Source organism: Streptosporangium sp. NPDC001559 (genome assembly GCF_042893955.1).
Taxonomy (GTDB): domain Bacteria; phylum Actinomycetota; class Actinomycetes; order Streptosporangiales; family Streptosporangiaceae; genus Streptosporangium.
In genome coordinates, this window is sequence record NZ_JBIAVG010000003.1 from 478,085 (window position 1) to 503,029 (window position 24,945).

General features: G+C 70.8%; 25 protein-coding genes. 15 read left to right on the top strand and 10 right to left on the bottom strand.

From position 1 onward, the window contains the following. The first annotated feature begins 18 nt into the window (after positions 1–18). Positions 19–1,650, top strand: a complete 1,632-nt coding sequence (locus tag ACFYY8_RS09300; RefSeq protein WP_390038827.1) for a S1C family serine protease — start codon at positions 19–21, stop codon at positions 1,648–1,650. A gap of 106 nt (positions 1,651–1,756) precedes the next feature. Further along, the gene (locus tag ACFYY8_RS09305) at positions 1,757–2,134 is read left to right on the top strand and encodes a sec-independent translocase (protein ID WP_390038829.1); all 378 of its coding nucleotides are present in this window, start codon (positions 1,757–1,759) and stop codon (positions 2,132–2,134) included. Between the two features lie 27 nt (positions 2,135–2,161). On the opposite strand, the gene ACFYY8_RS09310 is transcribed toward ACFYY8_RS09305, so the two are convergent. Beyond that, positions 2,162–3,304 carry an Mrp/NBP35 family ATP-binding protein gene (locus ACFYY8_RS09310; RefSeq protein WP_390038831.1) on the bottom strand — a complete coding sequence of 381 codons (1,143 nt, stop codon included), beginning with the start codon at positions 3,302–3,304 and terminating at the stop codon, positions 2,162–2,164. 222 nt (positions 3,305–3,526) lie between these two features. Here ACFYY8_RS09310 and ACFYY8_RS09315 point away from each other — a divergent pair, with 222 nt between their 5' ends. Continuing rightward, a complete protein-coding gene (locus ACFYY8_RS09315; RefSeq protein WP_390038833.1) occupies positions 3,527–3,994 on the top strand; it encodes a MarR family winged helix-turn-helix transcriptional regulator in 468 nt (155 codons plus the stop codon). A 4-nt stretch (positions 3,995–3,998) separates the two neighbouring features. Here the strand turns inward: ACFYY8_RS09315 and ACFYY8_RS09320 are convergent, their stop codons facing one another. Further along, entirely contained in the window at positions 3,999–4,484 is a 486-nt protein-coding gene (locus ACFYY8_RS09320; protein WP_352016554.1) for a DUF1003 domain-containing protein, read from the bottom strand. Then, positions 4,477–5,718, bottom strand: coding sequence for a magnesium transporter MgtE N-terminal domain-containing protein (locus tag ACFYY8_RS09325; RefSeq protein WP_390038835.1), 1,242 nt, complete (start codon positions 5,716–5,718; stop codon positions 4,477–4,479). The genes ACFYY8_RS09320 and ACFYY8_RS09325 overlap by 8 nt, the downstream gene beginning before the upstream one ends. A gap of 118 nt (positions 5,719–5,836) precedes the next feature. Between ACFYY8_RS09325 and ACFYY8_RS09330 the strand changes: the two genes are divergently transcribed. After that, positions 5,837–6,793 (top strand): DMT family transporter, encoded by a 957-nt coding sequence (locus ACFYY8_RS09330; RefSeq protein WP_390038837.1) that lies wholly within the window; start codon positions 5,837–5,839, stop codon positions 6,791–6,793. A gap of 34 nt (positions 6,794–6,827) precedes the next feature. On the opposite strand, the gene ACFYY8_RS09335 is transcribed toward ACFYY8_RS09330, so the two are convergent. After that, entirely contained in the window at positions 6,828–7,190 is a 363-nt protein-coding gene (locus tag ACFYY8_RS09335; protein WP_390038839.1) for a hypothetical protein, read from the bottom strand. A gap of 63 nt (positions 7,191–7,253) precedes the next feature. Between ACFYY8_RS09335 and ACFYY8_RS09340 the strand changes: the two genes are divergently transcribed. Together ACFYY8_RS09340 and ACFYY8_RS09345 are read left to right on the top strand one after the other, a co-directional pair. Next, positions 7,254–8,195, top strand: a complete 942-nt coding sequence (locus ACFYY8_RS09340) for an HpcH/HpaI aldolase/citrate lyase family protein (RefSeq protein WP_390038841.1) — start codon at positions 7,254–7,256, stop codon at positions 8,193–8,195. Positions 8,196–8,682: 487 nt separating this feature from the next. After that, on the top strand, positions 8,683–11,811 hold the full coding sequence (locus ACFYY8_RS09345) for a hypothetical protein (RefSeq protein WP_390038843.1): 3,129 nt from the start codon (positions 8,683–8,685) through the stop codon (positions 11,809–11,811). Here ACFYY8_RS09345 and ACFYY8_RS09350 read toward each other — a convergent pair. Then, positions 11,774–12,178, bottom strand: a complete 405-nt coding sequence (locus ACFYY8_RS09350; protein ID WP_390038845.1) for an NUDIX hydrolase — start codon at positions 12,176–12,178, stop codon at positions 11,774–11,776. The two genes, ACFYY8_RS09345 and ACFYY8_RS09350, sit on opposite strands and share 38 nt — an antisense overlap. Before the next feature lie 89 nt (positions 12,179–12,267). Here ACFYY8_RS09350 and ACFYY8_RS09355 point away from each other — a divergent pair, with 89 nt between their 5' ends. The 8 genes from ACFYY8_RS09355 (at position 12,268) to pqqE (ending at position 19,245) form a co-directional block, all read left to right on the top strand. Then, a complete protein-coding gene (locus ACFYY8_RS09355) occupies positions 12,268–12,897 on the top strand; it encodes a DUF6758 family protein (RefSeq protein ID WP_390038847.1) in 630 nt (209 codons plus the stop codon). A 527-nt stretch (positions 12,898–13,424) separates the two neighbouring features. Continuing rightward, positions 13,425–14,042, top strand: a complete 618-nt coding sequence (locus ACFYY8_RS09360; protein ID WP_352016271.1) for a MarC family protein — start codon at positions 13,425–13,427, stop codon at positions 14,040–14,042. Positions 14,043–14,205: 163 nt separating this feature from the next. After that, complete coding sequence (locus ACFYY8_RS09365) at positions 14,206–14,919, top strand: MBL fold metallo-hydrolase (protein WP_390038850.1); 714 nt, start codon at positions 14,206–14,208, stop codon at positions 14,917–14,919. Between the two features lie 7 nt (positions 14,920–14,926). Beyond that, positions 14,927–15,823, top strand: a complete 897-nt coding sequence (locus tag ACFYY8_RS09370) for a RecB family exonuclease (RefSeq protein WP_390038852.1) — start codon at positions 14,927–14,929, stop codon at positions 15,821–15,823. 464 nt (positions 15,824–16,287) lie between these two features. Further along, a complete protein-coding gene (gene pqqB, locus ACFYY8_RS09375; protein ID WP_390038854.1) occupies positions 16,288–17,148 on the top strand; it encodes a pyrroloquinoline quinone biosynthesis protein PqqB in 861 nt (286 codons plus the stop codon). After that, positions 17,145–17,831: a pyrroloquinoline-quinone synthase PqqC gene (pqqC, locus tag ACFYY8_RS09380; protein WP_390038856.1), complete on the top strand. Its 687-nt coding sequence runs from the start codon at positions 17,145–17,147 to the stop codon at positions 17,829–17,831. Before pqqB ends, pqqC begins: the two co-directional genes overlap by 4 nt. Then, positions 17,828–18,130, top strand: coding sequence for a pyrroloquinoline quinone biosynthesis peptide chaperone PqqD (gene pqqD, locus ACFYY8_RS09385; protein ID WP_390038858.1), 303 nt, complete (start codon positions 17,828–17,830; stop codon positions 18,128–18,130). The genes pqqC and pqqD overlap by 4 nt, the downstream gene beginning before the upstream one ends. Continuing rightward, positions 18,127–19,245 (top strand): pyrroloquinoline quinone biosynthesis protein PqqE, encoded by a 1,119-nt coding sequence (gene pqqE, locus ACFYY8_RS09390; protein ID WP_390038860.1) that lies wholly within the window; start codon positions 18,127–18,129, stop codon positions 19,243–19,245. Before pqqD ends, pqqE begins: the two co-directional genes overlap by 4 nt. Positions 19,246–19,255: 10 nt before the next feature. Here the strand turns inward: pqqE and ACFYY8_RS09395 are convergent, their stop codons facing one another. Both ACFYY8_RS09395 and ACFYY8_RS09400 read right to left on the bottom strand, forming a co-directional pair. After that, a complete protein-coding gene (locus ACFYY8_RS09395) occupies positions 19,256–20,128 on the bottom strand; it encodes an alpha/beta fold hydrolase (protein ID WP_390038862.1) in 873 nt (290 codons plus the stop codon). A 113-nt stretch (positions 20,129–20,241) separates the two neighbouring features. Further along, positions 20,242–22,056 carry a DEAD/DEAH box helicase gene (locus tag ACFYY8_RS09400; protein ID WP_390038864.1) on the bottom strand — a complete coding sequence of 605 codons (1,815 nt, stop codon included), beginning with the start codon at positions 22,054–22,056 and terminating at the stop codon, positions 20,242–20,244. A gap of 364 nt (positions 22,057–22,420) precedes the next feature. Here ACFYY8_RS09400 and ACFYY8_RS09405 point away from each other — a divergent pair, with 364 nt between their 5' ends. Beyond that, the gene (locus tag ACFYY8_RS09405; RefSeq protein WP_362914266.1) at positions 22,421–23,071 is read left to right on the top strand and encodes a ferritin-like fold-containing protein; all 651 of its coding nucleotides are present in this window, start codon (positions 22,421–22,423) and stop codon (positions 23,069–23,071) included. Positions 23,072–23,549: 478 nt separating this feature from the next. Here ACFYY8_RS09405 and ACFYY8_RS09410 read toward each other — a convergent pair whose 3' ends face one another. From ACFYY8_RS09410 to ACFYY8_RS09420, 3 genes are all read right to left on the bottom strand, one after another. Then, on the bottom strand, positions 23,550–23,780 hold the full coding sequence (locus ACFYY8_RS09410; RefSeq protein WP_184718831.1) for a DUF3107 domain-containing protein: 231 nt from the start codon (positions 23,778–23,780) through the stop codon (positions 23,550–23,552). A 90-nt stretch (positions 23,781–23,870) separates the two neighbouring features. After that, positions 23,871–24,497: a TetR/AcrR family transcriptional regulator gene (locus ACFYY8_RS09415; RefSeq protein WP_352016261.1), complete on the bottom strand. Its 627-nt coding sequence runs from the start codon at positions 24,495–24,497 to the stop codon at positions 23,871–23,873. Positions 24,498–24,556: 59 nt separating this feature from the next. Beyond that, positions 24,557–24,784, bottom strand: coding sequence for a hypothetical protein (locus ACFYY8_RS09420; RefSeq protein ID WP_390038866.1), 228 nt, complete (start codon positions 24,782–24,784; stop codon positions 24,557–24,559). Positions 24,785–24,945: the final 161 nt, after the last annotated feature.

The window sequence follows — 24,945 nt, forward strand, 5'->3', positions numbered from 1 at the left end:
AGGAGTGGTGAACATTCGATGACCGACGAGAACCGTACCCACGAGGCGGACGAGGCCGAGGGGCGTACGCAGTCGGGCCTCGCCGACGACAGAGGCGGTGCCGGCGCGACCTCGGAGTTCTCCAGGCCGGAGTTCCTGCCCGCAGGGCAGCCGCCTCCCTCGCCGGTGGACCGGTCCCACGGAGTCCAGGGCTCCCAGGGGTACGGCGAGGGCTGGAGCCAGCTCGGTGAGCCTCCGGCGCGTGCCCGCTGGGGCGCCAGGGAGCCGGAGGGACCCGGATACGAGGACTGGACCGGGCGTCAGGCCGCGCCTCCCGCCAACGGCGGCTGGGGAGACCCATCGGGCAGGACCTACCGCGACACCGCGGTCTTCGCCGCCCCCACGGGCTTTCCGGGGAACCAGCCGCCCCCGCCGTCGCGGGCGCACGGGCTCGGGCTGGGCTGGGCACCTCCGCCCGCGCCTCCGGTCCCCGGCGGGCCGGGGCCGTACGACGGGACCTTCGGCGGGTCGGCCGTCACCGAGCGGCGTGGCCCGCGCACCGGCACGCTGGCCGTACTGGCCGTGGTGATCGCGCTGCTGGCCTCCGCGGCGGGCAGCTTCGGCACCTACCTGCTCACCCGCCCGGCCAACTCCGACCTCGACCCGTCCTACCGGCTGGGGACGGCACCGAGCGGCTCCAACTCCAGGGCCCCCGAGTCGATCGCGGGCGTGGCCTCCAAGGTCCTGCCCAGCGTGGTCTCGCTGTCGGTCAACGCGGGCACGAGCGCGAGCACCGGCTCCGGCTTCCTGATCAAGGGCGGTTACGTGGTGACGAACAACCACGTGGTCGCCGGGGCGGAGCCGAACAACAGCCAGATCCAGATCCAGTTCAGCAACCGCAAGTCGACCTCCGCCCACGTCGTGGGCCGTGACCCCGAGTCCGACCTCGCGGTGGTCAAGCCGGACGAGACCTTCGGCGCCCCGGAGATCGCCCTCGGCAACTCCGACAACGTGGTCGTCGGCGACCCGGTCGTCGCCATCGGCTCCCCGCTCGGCCTGAGCGGGACCGTCACCTCCGGCATCGTCAGCGCCCTCAACCGTCCCGTCCAGGCCGGTGAGGAGAACAGCACCGACACGACCTGGCTGAGCGCCATCCAGACCGACGCCGCCATCAACCCCGGTAACTCGGGTGGCCCGCTGGTCAACTCGGCGGGTGAGGTGGTCGGCGTCAACTCGGCGATCGCCACCCTCGGCAGGTCGGTCGGCGGCCAGAGCGGCAGCATCGGCCTCGGCTTCGCCATCCCGGTCAACCACGCCCGCAGGGTCGCCGAGGAGCTGATCACCACCGGCACCGCCAAGAAGTCCCGGATCGGCGTCACCATCGACCAGTCCTACCAGGGCACCGGTGTCCGCATCGACACCGAGGTCAGGGGCGCCACCAAGCCCGTCGAGCCCGAGGGACCGGCTGACAAGGCCGGCCTCAAGCCCGGGGACATCATCACCGAGGTCAACGGCATCGTGCTGCAGGACGGCTACGAGCTGATCGCGCTGATCCGCAACAAGGCGCCGGGGGAGAGGCTGACGGTGAAGTTCCAGCGTGGCGGCCAGGAGAAGACCGTCGTCGTGACCGTCGGTGCCGCGTCCCCGCAGCCCACGCCCAGTCCCTCATGATCGATGGAGGGGCTGGTGCGGGCACGGGTCGTGGGCATTAGTCTGGAAAAGGCTCCGGGCGTATGTCCGGAGCGCCGCCTTGGTGTCATCCCGCTAGGAGATCACGGTGTTCGGACTCGGCTGGCCTGAGATCTTGGCGCTTGTGGTCATCGCGCTCCTCGTCTTCGGGCCGGACAAGCTGCCCCAGGCGGCCGCGCAGGCGGGCAGGACGCTGCGTTCCCTGCGGCAGATGGCCAACAACGCCAAGCAGGACCTGCAGGACGGTCTCGGGCCGGAGTTCGCCAACTTCGACCCGACCGACCTGAACCCGAAGAACTTCGTCCGCAAGCACCTCACCGGTGACCTGGAGGACGAGTGGCGCAGCGCCACGGCGGGCGTCGCCGGAGGCGCCGCCGCCTCCGGCCGCACGGGGACCGACGTCCTGGACGACTTCGACGAACTGGGGTACGGCGAGCTCCCGCCCTACGACTCCGAGGCCACCTGACCTCTGGGGCCCGCCGTACGTCCCGCTCTAGCGGCCCCTGGTCGGGGAGATGCCGAGCTGCATGCCCTTGAGGCTGTTCGACCTCCTGCTCAGACCCGAGGCGATCTTGATCAGCTCGGCGGCGGCCGGGGCGTCGGGGTCGGTCAGCACGAGCGGCTTGCCCTCGTCGCCGCCCTCGCGAAGCCGCATGTCGATCGGCACCTGGCCGAGCAGCGGCACACGGGCGCCGAGGGTGCGGGTGAGCGCGTCGGCGACCGTCTGGCCACCGCCCTCACCGAAGACGGCGATCCGCTCGTCACAGTGCGGGCACGGCAGCCAGGCCATGTTCTCGATGACGCCCGCGATCTGCTGGTGGGTCTGCACGGCGATCGAACCGGCGCGCTCGGCCACCTCGGCGGCGGCCTGCTGCGGGGTCGTCACCACGAGGATCTCGGCAGAGGGCATCCGCTGCGCCACCGAGATCGCGATGTCACCGGTGCCGGGGGGCAGGTCCATCAGCAGGACGTCGAGGTCGCCCCAGAAGACGTCGGCGAGGAACTGGTGCAGCGCCCTGTCCAGCATCGGGCCGCGCCACACCACCGGAGTGTTGCCCTCCGGCTTGAACATGCCGACCGAGATGACCTTGATGTCATGCGCGACCGGCGGCATGATCATGTCTTCGACCTTGGTCGGACGCTCGGAGACGCCGAGCATGCGGGGCACGCTGTGGCCGTAGATGTCGGCGTCCACGACACCGACCTTCAGACCGCCGGCGGCCATCGCGGCGGCGAGGTTGACGGTCACCGAGGACTTGCCGACTCCGCCCTTGCCCGAGGCGACCGCGAACACCCGGGTCAGGGAACCGGCCTGGGCGAAGGGGATCTCCTTCTCGGGCCCCCGGTTGCCGCGCAACTTCGTCTGGAGCGACTTGCGCTGCTCGGTGCTCATGACGTCCATCTCGACCTGGACGCCCGTCACCCCTTCGACCTTGGAGACGGCCGTGGTGACGTCGCGTGTGATGGTGTCACGCATGGGACAGCCGGACACGGTGAGGTAGATTCCGACGCGCACCACCCCCTCGGGGGAGATGTCGACGCTCTTGACCATGTCGAGTTCGGTGATCGGCCGACGGATCTCAGGGTCGTTGACGGTCGCCAGCGCGGCCGTGACCAGTTCCGGGGTAGGTGCCATCGAAGTGTCGGCAACGGGCGTCGCGATGAGGCGGCGGGGCTGCCGTCCCTCCTTGTCTATTGTCGTCCAGGCGTTTCACGGACAGTTCGTGCCGCTCCCGGCTGAGAGTGGGAGGGGTCACGGACCCATGGTATGAACCGGAGGTTGACGCCGGGAATTCCGGGCTCCCGCACCTGGGTGATCCTCTATGTAGGTGCGCGTGCAACAGTCTAAGGTTACTGCGTGACCGTTACGGCGGACGAGCCGAAGGAGGCCGTCAACTCAGAGGAGCTGGTGGTCTGGAGGGTGCTGCAACGCGTCCAGGCGCGTGTCACCCGGGCGCTGGAGACCGACCTGCTCGTCGGTCACGACCTCGCCCTGGCCTCCTACGACGTGCTCTCCCATCTGGCGGAGGCACCGGAGGGCAGGCTGCGCATGAACGACCTGGCCGAGCGGGTCCTGCTCTCCCGCAGCGGCCTGACCAGGCTGATCGACCGCCTCCAGCGTGACGGCCTGGTCGACCGCGAGGCCTGTCCCAGCGACGCGCGTGGCCTGTTCGCGGTGCTCACCGAGGCCGGTGCCGTACGGCTGGCGCAGGCACGGCCCACCTATCTGCGGGGCATCCGCGCCCAGCTCCTCGACACCCTGGGCCCTGAGGAACTGCGCCGGTGCGCCTCGACCCTGACCGAGCTCTTCCCCGCGGACGACTGACCCCTCAGAGGAGGTCGTTCGCCGGGGGCCGGGGTTGCTGGAGGTCCTCCAGCAGGCGTTGGAGTTCGGAGCGGACGTAGTCGCGGGTGGCCACGTCGCCCAGGGCGATCCTCAGGGCCGCGATCTCCCGGGTCAGGTACTCCAGGTCCGCCTGGTTGCGTTCGGCCGCGGCCCGGTCTATGTCGGTCTGGACGCGGTCCCGGTCGTCCTGCCGGTTCTGGGCGAGCAGGATCAGTGGCGCCGCGTAGGAGGCCTGGAGCGAGAGCATCAGGGTGAGGAAGATGAACGGGTAGGGGTCGAACCTCCCCTCGCCCGGCACCAGGGCGTTCCACACCACCCAGACCCCGACGAAGACGGTCATGTAGACGAGGAACCTGGCGGTACCGAGAAAACGCGCGATGCGTTCGGACAGCTTCCCGAAGGCCTCGGGGTCGTAGTGCGCGCGCAGACGCAGGCCCTGCTGTCTCGGCTGGTCGAGACGGTCAACCATGTTCGGCTCCCGGTTCGTGGTTGCGCTCCCGCCAGTCTTCGGGCAGCAGGTGGTCGAGGACGTCGTCCACGGTGACGGCGCCGACCAGGCGGCCGAGCTCGTCCACAACGGGCACCGCCATCAGGTTGTAGGTGGCCATGTAGGAGGCCACCTGGTTGAGCGTGAACTCGGGCCTGATCGGGTCGAGCGAGCTGTCCACGACCCCGCCGAGCAGCGTCGAGGGAGGCTCGCGCAGCAGCCGCTGGAAGTGCGCCAGCCCGAGGAAGCGGCCGGTCGGGGTCTCGATGGGCGGCCTGGCCACGTAGACCTGCGCGGCCACGGAGGGCGTGACCTCCCGCTGGCGGATGTGGGCGAGCGCCTCGGCGACGGTCGCGCTCGGCGGGAGCACCACGGGTTCGCTGGTCATCATGCCGCCCGCGGTGTCCTCCGGGTAGATCAGCAGTCGCCGGATGGGGGCGGCCTCCTCGGGCTCCATCAGCGCCATCAGGGCCTCGGCCTGTTCGGGAGGGAGGTCCTGGAGCAGGTCGGCCGCGTCGTCGGGGTTCATCTCCTCAAGGACGTCCGCGGCGCGCCGGGGGGTGAGCCTGCCCAGGATGCCGATCTGGTCGCGTTCCGGGAGCTCTTCGAGCACGTCGGCGAGCCGTACGTCGTCGAGGGCGGCGGCGACCTCGGTGCGGCGTTTGGCGGGCAGCTCGTGCAGCGCGCTGGCCAGGTCGGCGGCGCGCATCGTCTCGAAGGCGACCAGCAGGCCGGCCGCGCCCTGGTCCTTCTGCACCGCGCTGAAGCCGCTGACCTCGGCCCAGTCGACGATCCTGGCCGGGCCGCGCCGCCGCAGGCCGAGTCCCTGGCCCGCCCTGACGACGGCGACCTTGGTGATGAGCCACTCGGCACGTCTGACCTGTTCCATGGCCAGGTCCAGGACGGTCACGCGTTCACCCTCGACCTGCACCTCCAGGTCGAGCATCTGGCCGATCACCAGGCTCTCCGTGGCCCGCTGCTCGAAGCGCCGCACGTTGATCTGGCCGCTGAAGACGACGGAGCCCGCCTCGATGCCGCGGACCCTGGTGATCGGCAGGAAGACCCGCCGCCTGGGCTGCACCTCGACGACGAGGCCGTGCACGCGTGGGGCGGCGGCGCCCGCGAACGCCACCACGACGTCCCTCACCCGCCCGATCCGGTCACCCACCGGGTCGAAGACCGGGGTTCCCGCGAGTCGCGCGATGAAGATCTTCACATTTGCAGGGTAGGTCGCCTTCTCGCCGGGGCGGTTCAAGGCTCGCTCACATTTCGGACGTCCCCTTGCTGGGCGCATATACGATATGTCAGCATCAAAGTATGCGAACGGTAGTTACATGGGTGGTGAATCCGTGCGGCGTGACGGTCTGCTGATCGCCTTCGCGTCGTCCTGGTGTTTCGCGTTCTCCGGGCCGATGGCCAAATATCTCGGCGCGGCCGGGCTGTCCCCTCTTGAGGCCGTCTGGGTGCGGATGGCCGGGGCCGGACTGCTGCTCACCGGGGTCCTGGCGCTCCTGCGGCCCGCCGCGCTGCGCATCCCGCGCTCCCGGCTGCCGCTCTTCGTGGCCTACGCGGTCGTCGCGGTGGCCGGGGTGCAGGCGCTGTACTTCGCGGCGATCACCAGGCTGCCGGTCGGCGTCACCCTGCTCATCGAGTTCACCGCCCCGGTGCTGGTCGTGCTCTGGGTGCGCTTCGTCCGCCGGGTACGGCTGCCGCGCGCCGCCTTCGTCGGCGCCGTGGTCGCGGTCGTCGGCCTCGGCATCGTGGTCGAGGTGTGGTCGGGCATGGCCCTGGACCCGTTCGGGCTGCTGCTCGCCTTCGGCGCCGCCGCCTGCTGCACGGGCTACTTCCTGCTCAGCGACGGCTTCGGCGGGGACGTCGACCCGCTCGGCCTGATCGCCTGGGGCCTGGTCGGCGCGGCGATCGTGCTCGTACCGGTCTCCCAGCCGTGGAACATCCCGTGGCGGGCCTTCGGCCAGGTCGTCGCCCCCGCGGGAGGCCACCCGCTGCCCGTGCTGGCCGCGGCGCTGTGGATGATCCTCATCGCGACCGTCGCCGCCTACATCCTCGGTGTCACCGCGGTGCGCCGCCTGTCGGCCGCCGTCGGCTCGACGGTCGCCTCGCTCGAGGTCATCGCGGGGGCGATCATCGCCTGGGTGCTGGTCGGCGAGGCGCTCGGCCCCTTCCAGATCGTCGGCGGTCTCATCGTCCTGTTCGGCGCCTACCTGGCCCAGCGCGCCACCGCGGCCCTGCCCGCCCCCGTCGAGGCCGGGGAACCGGCCAGGGTCGGCTGACCCGGGCGGGCCCGAAGCAGGCCCCAGCCGGGCCTCAGGCGGGCTCCTGGGGCGTCAGCCGTACCACCGTGGAGGCGGCGGCCCAGCGTTCTGGCAGACCCGCGGCGTCGGGGGCGTTGAGCCGCTCCTTGGCCAGCACGGCGACCGCCTCGGGGGAGGCGGCCTGGTCGACCACCTCGACGGCCGCGTCGAAGACGACCAGGCGGGCCCCGTTGTCCTTGCTCCTGAGCGTCACCTGGACCCGCTCCGCCTCGGCGAGGCGGGGCAGGTCCTGCTCGTCCCCGCCGGTGACGAGGTAGATCGCCCCGTCGTGCCACACGTGCCAGGCGAGCCGCTGCCGGTCCAGGGACAGCCACAGGACCCCGGACTTCCTGGCGCCCTCCTCGATCACTCCCATGGCACGAATGTACGGCCTTCGCCCGTCGTCCCCGGCGGGGCGGGCTGCCGCTAGCGTTGGGTCATGCGCTCGCGACGTTCGTGCCTGGCGGTGCCCGGCAGTAATCCCCGCTTCCTGGAGAAGGCCCAGGGGCTGCCCGCGGACGAGGTCTTCCTCGACCTTGAGGACTCCGTCGCGCCGTCGGCCAAGGAGGGCGCGCGCAAGAACGTCGTGGCGGCTCTGCGCGAGGGCGACTGGTCGGGCAGGACCCGGGTCGTGCGGGTCAACGACCTGAGCACGCAGTGGACCTACCGGGACGTCATCGAGGTCGTCGAGGGCGCCGGGGAGTTCCTCGACTGCCTGATGCTGCCCAAGGTCGAGGATCCGGCCCAGGTGGTCTGGCTCGACACGCTGCTGACCCAGATCGAGAAGGCCAACGGCCTGCCGGTCGGCCGGATCGGCATCGAGGCCCAGATCGAGAGCGCCAGGGGTCTGGTCAACGTGGACGCCGTCGGCGGAGCCTCCAGGAGGCTCGAGACGCTGGTCTTCGGCCCCGCCGACTTCATGGCCTCGATCAACATGCGGACGCTGGTCGTGGGGGAGCAGCCTCCCGGCTACACCGAGGGCGACGCCTACCACTACATCCTGATGCGCATCCTGATGGCCGCCCGTACGCACGGCCTGCAGGCCATCGACGGCCCCTACCTGGCGATCAGGGACCTGGACGGCTTCCGCCGGGTCGCGGGGCGCTCCGCGGCCCTCGGCTTCGACGGCAAGTGGGTGCTCCACCCCACGCAGATCGAGGCGGCGAACGAGGTGTTCTCGCCGTCCCAGGAGGACTACGACCGGGCCGAGCTGATCCTGGACGCCTACGACCACTCCACGACGGTCGAGGGGCGCGGCGCGGTCATGCTCGGTGACGAGATGATCGACGAGGCGTCCCGCAAGATGGCGTTGGTCGTGACGGCCAAGGGGAGGGCGGCGGGGATGATCCGGACCACCGCCTTCACCCCACCGGCCTCCTGACTCCCGGCTCGCGGGTTTTTCCCGTCATGAAATCTCGGAATTAAAGCCACAGACAGTGATAATTCCGGCGTCACGCCGATAAATCTGACTAGAGAGGTCTCGTCATCGGGGCTCCGGCGTGTTGCTCTTGATGTGCACGGTTGGAACCCCCGCCGCCCCACGGAGGTGATCGTTTCCGCGGAACGGGGTAGTAGTAAGGTCTCCTGCGCTTCGCCGTGGCCGTACGGTGACGCGACGGAGTGTCACGGAGATGAATGGAACGGTCCGGAGTGCCCAACCCCGGGCTGGACGGGCTTCCTGCGAGGAGGTGCTGAGCGTGGCCCCGGGCCCCCACGAACCGCGCTCACGAGAGTGGCCGGCGGACGAAGAAGGGACGCACGGAGGCGGACGCCGGCGGCATCCGGACTCGCCTCCGACGATCCAGCACTTCCCCCCGGGCCCCTCTGACGACGATCCCCGAGGACTTCCGCTCGCCTCCCCATGGAGGTTGCCGCCGTTCGCCGCGCCGACCCCGGAGGACGAGCCCCCCAGAGCCCGCCCCGAGGGCCTGGGCGGTGAGCGCCGCCGCGCCCACACCCAGCCGTACGCCTCCCCGGCGGGCAGCCCGCCGGACCCCGACCAGCGCCCCGGCCCCGAGCTGTGGCCGGACCGGCCGCCCGAGCGCAGGCACGGCAGGCGGGACGGCGAGCGCCCCGACCTGCTGGTGGCCTCAGGGCCGTCCCGCGAGCGGGACGACACCCCCGGCGACGGCGACTACGGAGACCTTCTGAGCCCCTCCTGGTTCGACGACTCCGACCCCCTCGGCCCGGCGGCCGAGACGCCCAGGAGGACCGGAGAGGGCGACTACGGGGAGCTCCTCGGCCACTCGGGGCGCGACGACGCCCACGCGGTCTTCTCGGCCCCCGATCCCGACGTGGAGACCGTCCCGTCCTGGGGGGAGACCGAGGAGCCGGACGTCCCCCGTGAACCGGTCAGACGCCGCCGTGGCGACCGGCCCGACCTGCTGGTGGCCTCGGGGCCGCCGCGCAGTCCCGCCGAACCCGCCCAGGAGGACCGGACCGGCCCGTACGACGTGTGGCACGACCTTCAGGAGGAGGCGCCTGCCCAGCCGTGGGAACCGGACGAGGACGAGCCCGCCGTACCGGGGGAGGACGACGACCTCGAGCCGGTGCACCGGCTCGGACGTCCCCCCGGAGGCAGGCCGGCCCGACCTGACCTGCTGGTCGCCGAGGGGCCGCCGGGCAGGAGAGGATCCGGCGGACGGCACCACCGCTCCACGACCGCCCCCTCCGCGCTGCGCCGTTCGAGCCCGACCGGCCGCGGGCGCAGAGGCCTGGTCGTGCCCGTCGTGGTCGCCGCCGTACTGGCCGTCGCGGTCGGCGGGGGAGCGGTGCTGTGGAGCTGGAACGGCGGGCCGTTCACCACCGGCCTGCAACTCGTCGGAGCCGAGGTGAGCCCCGGCGACACCGACTTCGCGCCGCCGGCGGACGCGGGCGGCACCGGATCGAGCCAGGTGCTCAACGCCGTGGCCTCATCGGGCTCCGTCATGGTCGCCGTGGGCAGCGACACGACCAGCCCCGTGCCCAGGCCACTGTTCCTCGTCTCCCCCGACGGAGGGGCGACCTGGCAGCTGGGCAAGGTGACCGGCCCTGCCGGTTACGAGAACGGCCCCACGACCGTGGGCAGGGTCGCGGGCGGCGACGGGCTCTGGCTGGCCGCGGGCAACGACCTCCTGGGCGCGGGCCGGGGCCTGTGGACCAGCGAGGACGGCACCACCTGGACCGCCGTGGCCCCGGCGAAACTGGGCGCGTTCACGACCGGCGACAAGATCATGGACCTGGCCAGAACCTCCTCCGGGTTCGTCGCGGTCGGCACGAGAGTGCTTCAGGACGGCTCATCGGGGGCCGTGGCCTGGACCTCCCCCGACGGGCAGGACTGGAACAGGGTCGAAGCCGGTGAACTCGGCACCCCGAACCAGGTCAGAGGGCTCAAGGCGGTCGTCGCCAGAGGCGACTCCGTGGTCGCGCTCGGCGACCCGGGACGGAGCGGCTCCCCGGCCGTCCTGCGCTCGGCGGACGGAGGGAAGACCTGGACGCGGGCCGGTTCCGCGCCCTCGGGCGTCACCCCTGAGGCGGGCGCGCTCGCGGCCTCCTCCTCGGGGTTCGTGCTCGTCCCGATCCAGCGGCGCGACGCGAAGGGCGACGTCGTCGTCTACTGCTCCGCCAGGGGCGACGACTGGGAGCGGTGCGGCGGCATCACCGGCCTGGCCCGGGAGGGCTCCGGGGTCAGGCGTCTGGCCTCCTCGGACGCCGGAATCGCCGCGGTCGCCGAATCCGGCTTCGAACGCTACGCCGTCTACACCAGCAGGGACGGCCGTGACTGGCGCAGGTCCACCGACCTGGGCGACGTGCCCGGCTCGCTACGGGCCCTGGCCATCTCGGAGGAGGGCACGCTCGTCGTCGGCGGAGACGAACGCGCCGCCGACGTGGACAACCGCCTGGTCCTCATCACGGCCCCCGAAGGAGGTCAGGCGCGTCCCGTCGCCCTCGACCGGATCGACGGCCTGACCAGGGCCTCCCGAGACACCGCCAGGATCGCCGCCGGGAACGGCGCATTCGTCGCCGTCGGCGCGGTCGCCGGAGACGCGGGCATATGGACCAGCCGGGACGGCCGCACCTGGAAGGGCGCGGGCCCGGCACAGGCTCTCGGCGGCTCGTGGCGGCAGGCCCTCAGCGACGTCGCCCGGGGCAGGCAGGGCTGGCTCGCCGTCGGCGGCACCATGACCGACGCCTCCTCGACGGGGCCGCTCCTGGTCACCTCGGCCGACGGCGCGACCTGGCGCAGGCTTCCCGCGACCGGCCCCCTCGCCCCCGCCGCGGAGCACGACCTCCTCGCCCCGCACGCGGTGGCCGCGGGCCCGTCGGGCTACGTGCTGGCAGGAGAGGACCGGGGGCCGTCCGCGACCGTCCCGGTGCTGTGGTTCACCGCCGACCTCAAACGCTTCACCCGGGCGGCGCGTCTGCCCGCAGGCGGTGTCGGCGTGCGCCTGTACGACGTCTCCGTCACCTCCTCCGGGTACGTCGCCGTCGGCGGCACGGGTACGGACGGCCATGAGACCGGTGTGGTCTGGGTTTCCGCCGACGGGATCAACTGGGTCGCGCGCAAACCCGTGCTGCCCGAGGGCGCGACGGCGGCGGGCCTGAGACACGTGGTCCAGCACGGCACGACCATCGTCGCCACCGGAACCGCCGTCACCGGCGACGGGCAACGGGCCTTCGGGGCGATGTCGGAGGACAACGGCATCTCGTGGGAGTTCTCCTGGCTGCCCGCCGAAGGGGCGGCGGCCGTACTGGACATGGCGGCGACAGCCGACGGCGTGGTCGCGGTCGGCTGGCAGGGAGCGCCGGGCGAGGGGGACAGCGTCGCGTGGACCTCGGAGGACGGGCTGAAGTGGCAGCCGCACACCCAGACGGAGGACGGCCTCGCCGGGGAGGGCGCGCAACGGCTCGGCGCCGTCACCGTCGCCGGTGACCAGGTCGTCGCCCTGGGGCGTTCGACCACCTACGACAGCGACCACCTCACCCTGTGGCGCTCGACCCTGACGGCCTCCCGATGACCTTCCAGCCGATGAGGTCGTCGAGCAGGCCCAGCGAGAGGGGCAGCCGGGCCAGGTCGTCCTCGGTGAACCAGCCGACGTCCTCCGCGTCGTCCCCGGCGCGGAGCGTGCCGCCGGAGGCCTCGGCGAGATAGTCGTGGATCTCGTAGACGACACCGCCGGGGCCCGGACGGTCGACCGTGCCCGCCAGGCCGACGGCCCTGACCGTCAGGCCCGTCTCCTCACGCAGCTCACGGGCCAGCGCCTCGGCGTCGGACTCGCCCGGCTCGACCCGCCCTCCGGGGATGGACCACAGGCCCTTCCCCGGGGGACGGCCTCGCCGTACGAGGAGTAACCGGCCTTCCGCGTCACGGATGATCGCTCCCACACAATTTACGCGCACATGGACAAGATTACGGCTGCATAACGAGAAGCGCCCTTGACGAACCGGGTGTGGACAAAGCACCGTGGGTAGGCGTGAGAGCCGAGCCCATTTGTCCGCGTTGTTTCGGCCCCCTCCGCCCGCCCAGTGCCTGGTCGAGCGCCTGGCGGTGTGGACCGCACGGTGACGTCCTGCCGTTGCAGTCGCCGAAACGCCCCTCTCAGGCTGCGATCGAGGTCCTCGGAAACTCCAGGGTCCCGGCCTGGCTTCCGTGGCCGCTGCCGCAGGGATGGCTGGTGACGGGCTTCGCGGAGGCGGGCGACGAACGCAGCGGCGTCAGAGGCACCGTGGTCGCGATCTCCGGCCCCTCACTGACCCACGGCCCCGCCGACATGCTGATCATCGCCGAGGAGCCCGGAGTGGGACTCGGCGCCGGGTTCGCCGGAATCTCGGGAACCGACCCGGGAGAAGGATTCGGCGAGGGGCCGCCGCACGCCAAGGTCGAGATCATGGGCCACCCCACGCCCATGTGGTGCGTCGAAGCGGCCCCCGACCGGGCCGTCTACGCGGGCGAGGCCCTGGGAAACTGGCTGTGGGCGGTCGTCTGGCCGGGCGAGGCGGGCTACCTGGTGACCCTCGCCGAACTCTCCCTGAGGGACCTCAGAGAGCACGACCAAACCCTCGACCTTCCTCTGGGGGCTTTCTCTCCGCGACTGGAAAACTAGGTCCTGCCTCTTTGCTCCGCCTGGCGGCGTCGCGGGCTGTGTCTCTTTGCTCCGCCTGACGGCGTCGCGGGCTTGGGCGCTTCGGGTCGGTGCTTTCCCTCGTCTCTTCGTCGCTTCGCTCCTGCGTTCCTCAGTCCAAGCACCGACGCGCCCAAGCCGGGTCTCCTTGCGCGCCTCGCGCCGGAACCTGGACCCCTCACGCACGGCGCCGGTAAGACCGAGATCAAAAACTTCATCGTTGGCCGTGAGCTCTTCTTTCCGCGTGGGGGCCGGGGTCGGTGCGGCTCGTCTGTGAACCGGGAGAGCTTCTCGTCGGGAACGGTCGTCTGCCGTGTGTTCTTCGGTCTTCGGTCAGGTGGCAAGGTCGTGTTCGCCGGGGGTCGGTGGGGCCGTTACCGGGTGGGCTGAGGGGGCCGAATTCTGGGAGGGCTACTTTGAGTGAGGGGAACGGGGATGCTTGCTACCCTGCGGGGCGGGAACGTCTGGTCCGTCATGGCGTGTTCCTTACCGAGGGTCAGGGGAAACGGGTGTTCGACGTCCAGTTCTTCGTCGAGGCGTTCGTCACGATGTTCGTGATCATGGACCCGCCCGGAATCATCCCGCTCTTCCTCGCCTACACGGGCGGTCGTACGGCCCTCGAACGCCGCAGGATCGCCTGGCAGGCCCCCATCGTCGCGTTCTGCCTCATCGTGATCTTCGCCGTTTTCGGTCAGGCCATCCTGGGATACCTGCACGTCGAGGTGGCGGCCATGCAGATCGCCGGTGGCCTCCTGCTCCTGCTGGTCGCCCTGCAACTGCTCACCGGCGACACCGAGCCTCCCGCCAACGCCGTACGGTCCAACGTCAACGTGGCGCTCGTCCCACTCGGCACCCCACTGCTCGCCGGGCCAGGCGCGATCGTCGCCACGATCGTCTTCGCCCAGCAGGCCGGTCACAAGGACGGCGGCATCCTGGCCCTGGCCCTGGCCATCGCCGTCGTGCACATCCTGCTGTGGGTGTTCATGCGTTTCTCGGTCACCGTCATAAGAGTGATCAAGGAGAACGGCGTGGAACTCATCACCCGGGTCTCCGGTCTTCTCCTGTCCGCCCTGGCCGTACAGCTGATCATCACCGCCATCCGCACCCTCCTGAACACCCCCACCTGAGACCCCTTCTCCGCCTTTTCGGCCCAGGTCCTCCGGCCCCGCGCGTGAGGGGTTTGATCTCGGTCTTACCGGTGCCGTGCGTGAGGGGTTCAGGTTCCGGCGCGAGGCGCCCGAACCCGCGACGCCGAAGGCGTCGCAAAGAAACAGAGTAAAGTGCGGAAGCGTGACAGCGCGTATCGAGCGAGTGGTGACCGAGGGTGTCGTCGATGTCGACGGCGTCGAGCACAAGGTCGAGAACAACACCTGGATCGTGGGTGACGATGAGGAGGTCATCGTCATCGACCCCGCGCGTGACGCGGAGGCGATCCTGGAGAAGGTCGGCGAGCGGGAGGTGCTGGCGGTCGTCTGCACTCATGGTCTGCCCGACCACGTGGGTGCGGCCATCGAGGTGGCGGCCCGTGACGAGGCCGTGGTCGCGCTCCACCCGAAGGACCGGCCGCTGTGGCGGCTGACCTGGTCGGAGACGTGGCCGGACATCGAGATGGAGGACGAGGGACTGTTCGGCGTCGCGGGCGTCCAGCTTGAGGTCCTCTCGACGCCCGGTGTCTCGCAGGGTGGGGTCTCGCTGTACTGCGAGGCGCTCGACGTGGTCTTCAGCGGCAAGACGCTGCAGGCCGACGGCCCCGGCAAGATCGGCGGGGAGTATCCCGCGCTGGCCGACCAGCTCACCGCGATCGGCGGCAGGTTGTTCACGCTGCCGCACCGCACCCGGGTGCTGCCCGCGCACGGCGAGGAGTCCAAGATCGGTGACCTGGAGCCGCAGTTCGACGCCTGGCTCTCCGGTTCGCTGACCCGCGGCACGGTCGAGGAGAAGGAAGGGCCGCTCACCGACGGCACCAGGGCCGCGGGCATCCGGATCAACCTGAACGACGAGTAGTCCTTTCATGGACCAGCTGCCCCTGGAGGGCATGCCGCGGCGGCTGTACTCGTGCACGCCGTCGCGGTTGAACACCTGGCTGGACTGCCCGAGGCGTTACCGGTTCACCTACCTGGACCGGCCCGCGCCGCAGAAGGGTCCGCCGTGGGCGCACAACAGCGTCGGCGTCAGCGTGCACAACGCGCTGGCCGGGTGGTGGCGGGAGCCGTACGAGCGGCGCACGCCCGTGATGGCGGGTGTCCTGCTGAACAACGGCTGGATCGGCGAGGGGTTCCGCGACGCCGCCCAGTCGGCGGCGTGGCGTGCGCGGGCCCGTGAGATGGTCATGGGCTACGCCGCCTCGCTGGACCCCGCCGACGAGCCGGTCGGGGTCGAGCGTACGGTCGCCACCAGGACGTCCGTCATCGCCGTCTCAGGGCGGGTCGACCGGCTCGACCGGCGCGGTGACGAACTGGTCGTCGTGGACTACAAGACGGGCCGTCGCCCGCTGACCGAGGACGACGCGCGTTCCTCGCTGGCGCTGGCCGTCTACGCCGTCGCCTCCTCCCGGATGATGCGCCGTCCCTGCCACCGGGTGGAGCTGCACCACCTGCCGACGGGCTCGATCGTGGAGTGGGAGCACTCCGAGGAGTCCCTGGCCCGGCACATCGGGCGTGCCGAGGCGATCGCGGTCGAGGCGTCGGAGGCGGACGAGGCCTACCGGGCCTGGGCGGGCGAGGCCCCCCGGGGTTCCCGTACGGCCGCCGCGGGGCGCACGCCGCCCGCCGTACCACCTCGGATCGACGAGGTTTTCCCGCCCAGGACGGGTCCGCTCTGCTCCTGGTGTGATTTCCGCGCGCACTGCCCGGAGGGCCGGCAGGCCGCCGACGGCCGTCAGCCGTGGGACGGCCTCGGCGACGACTGAGGCACTCTCAACGCGCCCCCGCAGGCCCCAGGAGGGGCCTCTAACGGCATGCCTGAGCGTCCCCTGAGGCGAGGTTCCGGGGGCGGGCGATGACTGGGGCGCGGGTGTCCGGAATTTGGCGTTCAGTGCATGAGTATCTCGGGGCTTCTGTCGTGTTGTGCCCCGGATTGATCCGATGAAATATGTATCAAAAGTGGTAGATTATTATATTTGGGGCCAATAACAGAAAATAGGTCCGACGTAATTGCCGCCAACCATTGACGAAAGCACTGATATCGGGTCATAACGGTTGTGACCCAAAACCCACGCGTCACATGGAAGGCGGTGCACTCTCATGGTCGAGACCACGGAGCGCCAAGGCGAGAAGGCCACCTGGCACAAGCCCGGTTACCAGGTCGTCGAGGCGTCGATGGAGATGACGGCGTACTTCCTGGCCACCAGGTAACCGGACGGGGGTTCACGCCATGCGACTGCGAATTCTGGGAACCGCCGCAGGCGGTGGCGTCCCCCAGTGGAACTGTGCGTGCCCCGGGTGCACCGGGGCACGCACCAACCCGGCCTGGCGGCGCACCCACGCGTCGCTGGCCGTCGAGGACCACATCGTCAACGCGACCCCCGACATCGCCGAGCACGTCGAGACACTGCGTTCCGGCGGTACGCCCACGGAGCGGACACGCGTCATGCGCGTGGTCCTCACCGACGCCGAACTCGACCACACACTGGGGCTGTTCCGGCTGCGCGAGGCCGACGAACTGGAGATCGTCGCCACCCCCACGGTCCAGCAGGCGCTCACCCGCGGGCTGAGGCTGTCCGAGGTGCTCTCCCCGTACGCCGACCTGCGCTGGCGTGACCTGGCGGCGGACGGCGAGGTAGCGCTCGCCGAGGGCGTCGGTGTCCAGGCGGTCCCGGTTTCCGGGAAACGTCCCCGCTACGCCTCCGACGAGGCGGCGGCTTCCGACTGGGTGGCCGCGCTGCGCTTCACCGACCGGGCGACCGGCGGGACGTGCCTGTACGCCCCGGCCTTCGGCGTCTGGTCACCCGAGCTTGAGGCGGCGATGGCCGAGGCCGACTGTGTGATCGTCGACGGCACCTTCTGGGACGACGAGGAGCCCCGCCGTACCGGGATCTCCTCGCGCACCGCGACCGAGATGGGCCACCTGCCCGTCGAGGCGACGGCGGAGCGACTGTCCCGGCTGCCCGGCCGGTGCCTGTACACGCATCTGAACAACACCAACCCCCTCGTCGATCCGGACGCACCCCAGCACAAGAGGCTGGCCGAACTGGGCGTCGAGGTGGCCGCCGACGGAATGGTGATCGAGCTGTGAACGCCGAATCCTGGACCCCCGCCGAGTTCGAGGCCCGTCTGCGGGCCGTGCCCGAGGCGCGATACCACAACCGCCACCCCTTCAACGTGCGCATGCACGCCGGGGAGCTGTCGCCGGAGGAGATCCGCCGGTGGATTCTCAACCGCTTCCACTACCAGCGGCACATTCCGATCAAGGACGCGCTCATCCTCGCCAAGCTGGAGGCGCCGGAACTGCGTCGCATGTGGATCCGCCGCATCCAGGACCACGACGGAAGGCGCGCGGGCGAGGGCGGCATCGAGCGCTGGCTGCGCCTGGGAGAGGCCGCGGGCCTGGACCGCAAGGACCTGCTGTCCGGGGAGGGCATCCTGCCCGGCGTGCGGTTCGCCGTCGAGGCGTACGTGAACCTGTGCAGGCTGGGGACGCCGCTTGAGGCCGTCGCCGCGTCGCTGACCGAGCTGTTCGCCCCCGACATCATGCGGACCAGGATCGAGGCCTTCGAGCGGCACTACACCTGGATCGACTCCGAGGGCCTGCAGTACTTCAGGGGCAGGATCAGCCAGGGACGGCAGGACAGCGGGGAGGCCCTCGAAATGGTCCTGGACTGGGCCAGGGGACGGGCCGAGCAGGAACGGGCCGTGGCCGCGCTCTCCCGCAAGTGCGACGTGCTGTGGGCGCTGCTCGACGCGGTGGACCAGGCGTGACGGCCGCCGAGGCCCCCACTCCGGGGGCGGAGACCGTGCCTCAGGCCGACTGGCGGCCCCGCCTCGGTTCCGGGATCATCCTGCGGCACGACGCCGTACGGCGGGCCGACCTGCTGGTCATGCCGGAGCGGATCGTGCTGCTTGAGGGCGGGGCGGTCGCCGTACTGCGGCTGTGCGACGGGGTCAGGACCGTGGCGGAGATCGTCGAGAGGCTGAGCGCGGACTTCCCCGGGGCGCCGGTGGCCGACGACGTCACCGAGTTCCTCAGCCGGGTGCGCACGGAGGGGTGGGTGCGATGAGTGAGACGGGCGACGGGCCCGCGCCGCCGTGGGCCATGCTGGCCGAGCTCACCCACGGCTGCCCGCTGCACTGCCCCTACTGTTCCAACCCGGTCGGGCTCATCCCGCGTTCCCGGGAGCTGGCCACCGCCGACTGGGTGCGGGTCTTCGAGGAGGCCGCCGCGCTCGGGGTGGTCCACGCGCACCTGTCCGGCGGCGAGCCGCTGCTGCGCGCCGACCTTGAGGAGATCACCGCCGCCGCCGCGCGCAACGGCGTCTACACCCAGCTGGTGACCAGCGGTGTCGGGCTCGACGAGGACCGGCTCGCCCGGCTGGTCGAGGCGGGGCTGCACAGCGTCCAGCTCTCGGTGCAGGACTCGACGGCCGCAGCCTCCGACCTCATCGCCGGGACCCGCTCCTTCGCCGCGAAGGAGCGCGCGGCGGCCCTGGTGCGGGAGACGGGGCTCCCGCTCGGGCTCAACGTCGTCCTCCACCGGCGCAACCTCGACTCCATCGAGGGCATCGTCGAGCTGGCCGCCTCCTGGGGCGCCGAGCGGGTCGAGCTGGCCAACACCCAGTTCTACGGCTGGGCGCTGCGCAACCGGCGCGCGCTGCTGCCCACGCGCGAGCAGCTCACCCGGGCCAAGGAGACCGTGGAACGGCTGCGCGAACGGGTCGAGGGCGTCGAACTGATCTGGGTCGTCCCCGACTACTTCGACGGGGTGCCCAAGCCCTGTATGGGCGGCTGGGGGGCGATCTCGCTGACCGTCGGCCCCGACGGCTCGGTGCTGCCCTGCCCGGCCTCCTACGACCTGCCGCTGAAGTTCCCCAACGTCAGGGATCACTCCCTTGAGTGGATCTGGCGGCGTTCCGCGGCCTTCGAGGCCTACCGGGGCACGGAGTGGATGAGCGGGCCGTGCGCCGGCTGCCCGCGCAAGGAGGTGGACTTCGGCGGCTGCCGCTGCCAGGCCTACGCGCTCACCGGGGACGCGAGCCGTACGGACCCGGCGTGCGGGCTCTCACCCGACCACCACCTGATCACCGAGCTGGTCGAGTCGGCGGGGGACGGGGAACTGGTCTACCGGCGGCCGGAACGGCTCACCCCGCCCCGTCAGGCGGTCGGTCCGAACCCCTGAGGAACGCGGTTCAGCTGCGCAGGTTCGCCTCGGCGGCGGTCCAGAAGCGGATGAGCGCCGCCGCCGTCGTCTCCGGGGCCTCGACCGCGGGAGAGTGGGCCGCGCCGGGCACGACGACGCAGTCGGCGTTCAGCCGGTCGGCCATCTCCGACTGCGCCATCGGCGGCCAGCCGTCGTCGTGCTCGCCGAACAGCACCAGGGTCGCCACGTCCACCTGGTTGAGCTCGTCACAGCGGTCACGGGCCGCGAGGATCTCCTTGGTCATCACGGACATCCCGACCGGGGAGTTGGCGAAGAAACGCTTGCGCAGGAACGCCACGATCTCGTCGGGCACCCCGGCGGACAGGGCCTCCGGCTCAAGGTGGGTGTCCCACATCCGTTCGAGCCCCACCTCGGGGGCCCTGGTCAGCATCTCCCGGCCCACCCGCTCTCTGGGGCCGACGATCGCGTCGGGGCCGGTGCTCATCATCGTGTAGGAGGCGAACTTGGTGCGGCCGTCGATGACCGCCTCCCGGGTGACCAGGCCGCCGAAGGAGTGCCCGACCAGGTGGACGGGCTCACCCCTGCCGATCAGCTGCGCCAGCGCGTCGACGTCGTTGCCCAACGCCGCGCACGTGTAGGCCGACGGGTCGTCGGGGCCGCCCGTCTCGAACTGCCCCCGCATGTCGATCGCGACGACCTGACGGCCCGACTGGGCGAGCGTCTGAAGAACCGCGAGGAAGTCCTCCTTGCTGCCGGTGAGACCGGGAACCAGCAGGGCGGGCATGCGTTCGGCGATGCCGCTGACCGGCAACGCCTCCAGCGCGGCGAACGTGCCGGCCGCCGTCTCCAGCCGGCGGGCACGGACGCCTGGAGGCAGGGTCAGAAAACGCGGCGTACTCACGTGGCCCCACGATACCTCTCTTGGTGACATGTCTCCGCGCCCCGAGACCGGACGTGCCGGGATGTGGCAAGGGGCGCCACCTCGCGGTCGCGCCCCTCGTCACACCGGTACGGCTAGCCCTGGCGGCGGGGACCCCGCTGCTGGCCCCTGACCTGCGGACGGCGGCGGCTCTGCGCCCGCTCGGAGGCGGCGGACGGCGCGATCTCGTCGTCGTCGGTGGCCAGGTCGGGCGACTGGAAGATCACCGCGAACGGGCTGGGCGGGATGATCTTCTCCGGCTGGGGGCGCGGCGCGGGCGCCTCGTCCTCCCAGTCCTGCTCGTCCTCCCACAGCGGAGCCTCGGCGGCCTCCCCACCGGGACCCTCGTCGGTGAGACTCACCTCGGGGTTCAGGCCTGCCCTCCGGTTGCGGCCCCTGCGGGACGCGGTCTCGGCGGGCCGGTCGTCACGGATGTCCTTGCGGGGCGTCACATCCACGTCCACCTCCAGCTCGGCGGGTTCGACGATCGGGCTCTCGACCGTCCGCGCCGCGAGCGGCGCCTGGGTCTCCTCGGAGACACGGTCCCCCCGCGAGCGGCGGCGCCCGGACTCCTCGTGCTGTGCCTCGGCGACGGCCGGCCGGGACTCCTGGGTCCCCGCGGACTCGGCCGCCTCCGCGCCGGTACGGCCACCGCGGGTGCGGCGCCTCTCCCTGGTGCGGGCGGGGCGCTCACGGCGCTCCTCCCGCTCCTCCTCACGGCCCCTGCGGCCGCGTGAGCGGGTCCGGCCCGTCTCTCCGAGATCTTCGACCTCTTCCGCGGCCAGGCCCGCCCTGGAGCGGTTGGCGTGCGGCAGCACACCCTTGGTGCCCTCGGGGATGCCCAGCTCGGTGAAGATGTGCGGTGAGGTCGAGTAGGTCTCGACGGGCTCGGCGAAGTCGAGCGAGAGCGCGTTGTTGATGACCTTCCAGCGGGTGAGGTCCTCCCACTCGACGAAGGTCACCGCGACGCCGGTCTTACCCGCCCGGCCGGTACGGCCGATGCGGTGCACGTAGGCCTTCTCGTCCTGCGGGCAGTCGTAGTTGACGACGTGGGTGACGTCGTCGACGTCGATGCCCCGCGCCGCGACGTCGGTCGCGACCAGGACGTCGATCTTGCCGTTCCTGAAGGCGCGCAGCGCCTGCTCGCGCTGGCTCTGGCCCAGGTCGCCGTGTACGGCCGCCGCGGCGAATCCACGCTCCTTGAGCTGTTCGACGACCATGTCGCAGGCGCGCTTGGTCTCACAGAAGATCATCGTGAGACCCCGGCCCTCGCACTGGAGCAGGCGGCCCAGGATCTCGATCTTGTCCATCCGGTGCACGCGCCAGACGAACTGGGTGGTCTGCGGCGTCGCCTCGGCCTCGGCGTCGTTGTTCTCCGCGCGCACGTGCGTCGGGCGGTTGAGGTAGCGCCGTGACAGCGCGACGATCTCGCCGGGCAGTGTCGCGGAGAACAGCATCGTCTGCCGCTTGGCCGGGACGAGCTTGATGATGCGCTCGATGTCGGGCAGGAAGCCCAGGTCGAGCATGCGGTCGGCCTCGTCGAGGACGAGCGCGTCGATCTGACCGAGGTCGAGGTGCTTCTGCTTGACCAGGTCGAGCAGGCGGCCCGGGGTGCCGACGATCACGTCGACGCCCTGCTTGAGCGCCTCGATCTGGGGCTCGTAGGCGCGCCCGCCGTACACGGTGAGGATGCGGGAGCCGAGCTTGCCCGCGGCCGTGACCAGGTCTTCGGTGACCTGGATGGCCAGCTCACGGGTGGGCACGACGATCAGCCCGCGCGGCTTCTTGCGATTCTTCCTCGGCTTGCCGACACGCTGCAGCATCGCCACGCCGAAGGCGTAGGTCTTGCCGGTACCCGTGCGGGCCTGGCCGATGATGTCCTGGCCGGTCAGTGCCAGGGGAAGGGCCATTTCCTGGATCGGGAACGGTGCGGTGATGCCCTCGGTCTCAAGGGCGTCAGCGATCTCTGGTGTGACTCCGAGGTCTCGGAACGTCGTCAGCTTGGCCTGCCTAATCTCCGTTGAAGGCAGTCCTGCCGGGACCACGGGCGTAAAGGTTCCCCGTGCCGTGTCCTCGCGGAAGGGCTAGCCCTCTCAATGTCATCAGCGACCGCTGCGGCGTCATGCCGACTTGGGGGCGTCCAGGAGCAGGTCTCCTGGATTAACACAGGGCGGTCGCACTTTCACACAGTAGTGTACTCGATACCACAACGTGCAGCCGATTTCTTCGTATTCCAGCTGAAAGGGCAGGCGCCGCAACTCATAGGCTTCCTGCATGAGTGATTCCCCTCCTGGCGTCCCCGACCTGCTCGGAGTGCTCGCCTACGCCGAGTTGACCGCGTTCCTCAGGCTCGCAGAAGACGCCGCGAGACACGCCCCGACACTGACCGACCGGGCCGCCCTCAGCGACCTCGCCGCGACCGAGTACGCCCATTTCCGTCTTCTGCGTGACCGGATAGCCTCGCTCGGGGTGGATCCGGAGGAGGCGATGGAGCCCTTCGTGCGGCCCTTGGACGACTGGCATGCCCAGACCACGCCCTCCGACTGGCTTGAGGCACTGGTCAAGGCCTATGTCGGCACGGGGATCGCGCTCGACTTCTACCGGGAGGCCGCCGCCCACGTCGACGACAAGACGCGGGAGCTGGTCGAGGAGGTGCTCGTCGACGAGGGCCGTTCCCAGTTCGCGGTTGATCGTGTCGGCGCGGCGATCAGGCAGGACCACAGGCAGGCGGGGCGGCTCGCCCTGTGGGCCAGGCGGTTGGTCGGTGAGGCCCTGAGCCAGGGACAGCACGTGGTGGCCGCGCGTCCTGAGCTGGCGGCGTTGCTGGTCGAGGCGGCCGGGGAGGACATCACCCGGATGTTCGGCAGGCTGACCGAGGCGCACGGCGGGCGGATGGCCGCCCTCGGCCTGACCCCCGGCCCCTGAGCGCCTCCCGGCGTCGGGGGCGGCGCCGGGCGAAAGCGCCATCGGGCGGAACGCCGGGCCAGATGTGGGGTGAAGGAGGAAAGGCGCCCGGCGAGACCACGCGTCGAGGCGCCAAACGGTTGTACCGTGCGAGACATGAGGGCCTCGCGCCGCTATGGCAGTTTCCTAACGAGATGTGGACCGAACCCCTGGACGTCACGTCCGGTGCTGCGAAGGGGAGGCGCCGACTGTCCGGCGGCCCCTTCGGAGGGCCATTCCGCAAGAAGGGCCCGCCGTCCGCGCGGGTGCGGACTCGGAGAGAGGGGAGAGTGCCCCGGGGAGTGCTGAGACCGCACTGAGGCGTCCGCCGACGCCGGTGCGGGATTCTCCGTCTCCGCCGGCGCCGGAATCGCCCAGGATTCGGTGACGGGTCGCGCCAGGATCGGTGCGCCGGTTCCACGACCGGCGTCACGGCCTGGCGCGAGCCGCACCGGGTCTGTCAGAGAGTGCCGCCGAAGCCGACGGGGCGTGCCTCCTCCTCGCCGATCTCGACGAAACCGAGTGAGGTGATGGGGACGAGGACCCTGCGGCCTTTGCTGTCGGTGAGGGAGAAGATCCCACGGTCGGCGGCGAGCGCCTTGCCGAGCTCCTCCTCGACCTGCTCGGCCGTCAGGTCCGTCTCGACCACGAGTTCGCGGTGCACCGAGCGCACGCCGATCTTGATTTCCATGTTGCTCCCTTTCGACGAGGGTTGCTCGTCCCATGGTCGCCCCATCGGAGGCACGACATGCGGGCTGATCGCGTCAAGCGAACAGCCGGATCAGTGGTCGGCGGTCCTTGGGAAGCCGGAGATGCCGCGCCAGGCCAGGCGGGCGATGAGCTGGGTCGCGGCGTCCTTCGGGATGGAGCCGGTGCTGCTGATCCAGTAGCGCGCGCTGACCTCGGCCATGCCGACCAGGCCGACGCCGAGCAGACGGGCCTCGTCGCTTGAGCAGCCGGTGTCCTCCTGGATGACCTGGCTGATCATCTCGGCGCTCTCGCGGAGGTTGCGCTCCATGCGCTGGCGGACGGGGGCGATGTTGCGCAGGTCGGACTCGAAGACCAGCCGGAAGGCCTCACCCTGGCCGGAGACGAAGTCGAAGAAGGCGCCGATCGCGGCCTGGACGCGCTGCTTGTTGTCCGTGGTGGAGGCCAGGGCGTCGCGGCAACGGGCGATCATGTCGTCGACGTGCAGGTCGAGCAGGGCCAGATAGAGCTCCTGCTTGCCGGGGAAGTGCTGGTAGAGGACCGGTTTGCTCACCCCGGCGCGCTCGGCGATCTCGTCCATCGCCGCCGCGTGGTAGCCGTTCTCGACGAAGACCTCCTGGGCCGCGTTCAGCAACTGGCGGCGGCGGGCCAGCCGGGGCAGCCGGGTGCCCCGGGGCTTGGCGTCCGGGGTAGTCGTCACGGCGGTCTCCTCGCGGGGTCTCATGCTGTCTCGCTCATCCTACGCGCGGGTAATCCACGTCAGCGATAATCGTCCTCATCAAGATCAACAGCACGGCTCTGCTCCGTGGTGTCCGCCGTGTCGGCCTCCTGGGGGATGTGGTCGGGCCAGGTCGGGGAGCCCTCCTCACGTGCCGGACGCTGCTGTTCCACGGCGTCCGCCTCGGGCGCCTCGATGTCGAGTTCCTCGCTGAAAGGCTCCTGCGGCTCGTTCTCCGCGCCTTCGCCGTGAACGTCCATCTCTGACATCTGCCCTCCCGTTGCTCTCCCTGGCTCTCCGGATTCCTCGGTGGACACCTTCCCCGTTCTCTGGGGAATACCGGACATGGCCGGACATCGTCAGCGTACGGCCTTGGATGTCCCCGCCCTCGTCCGGAGACGTCTCCGAACACGCGTGCGAGACTTGGGGA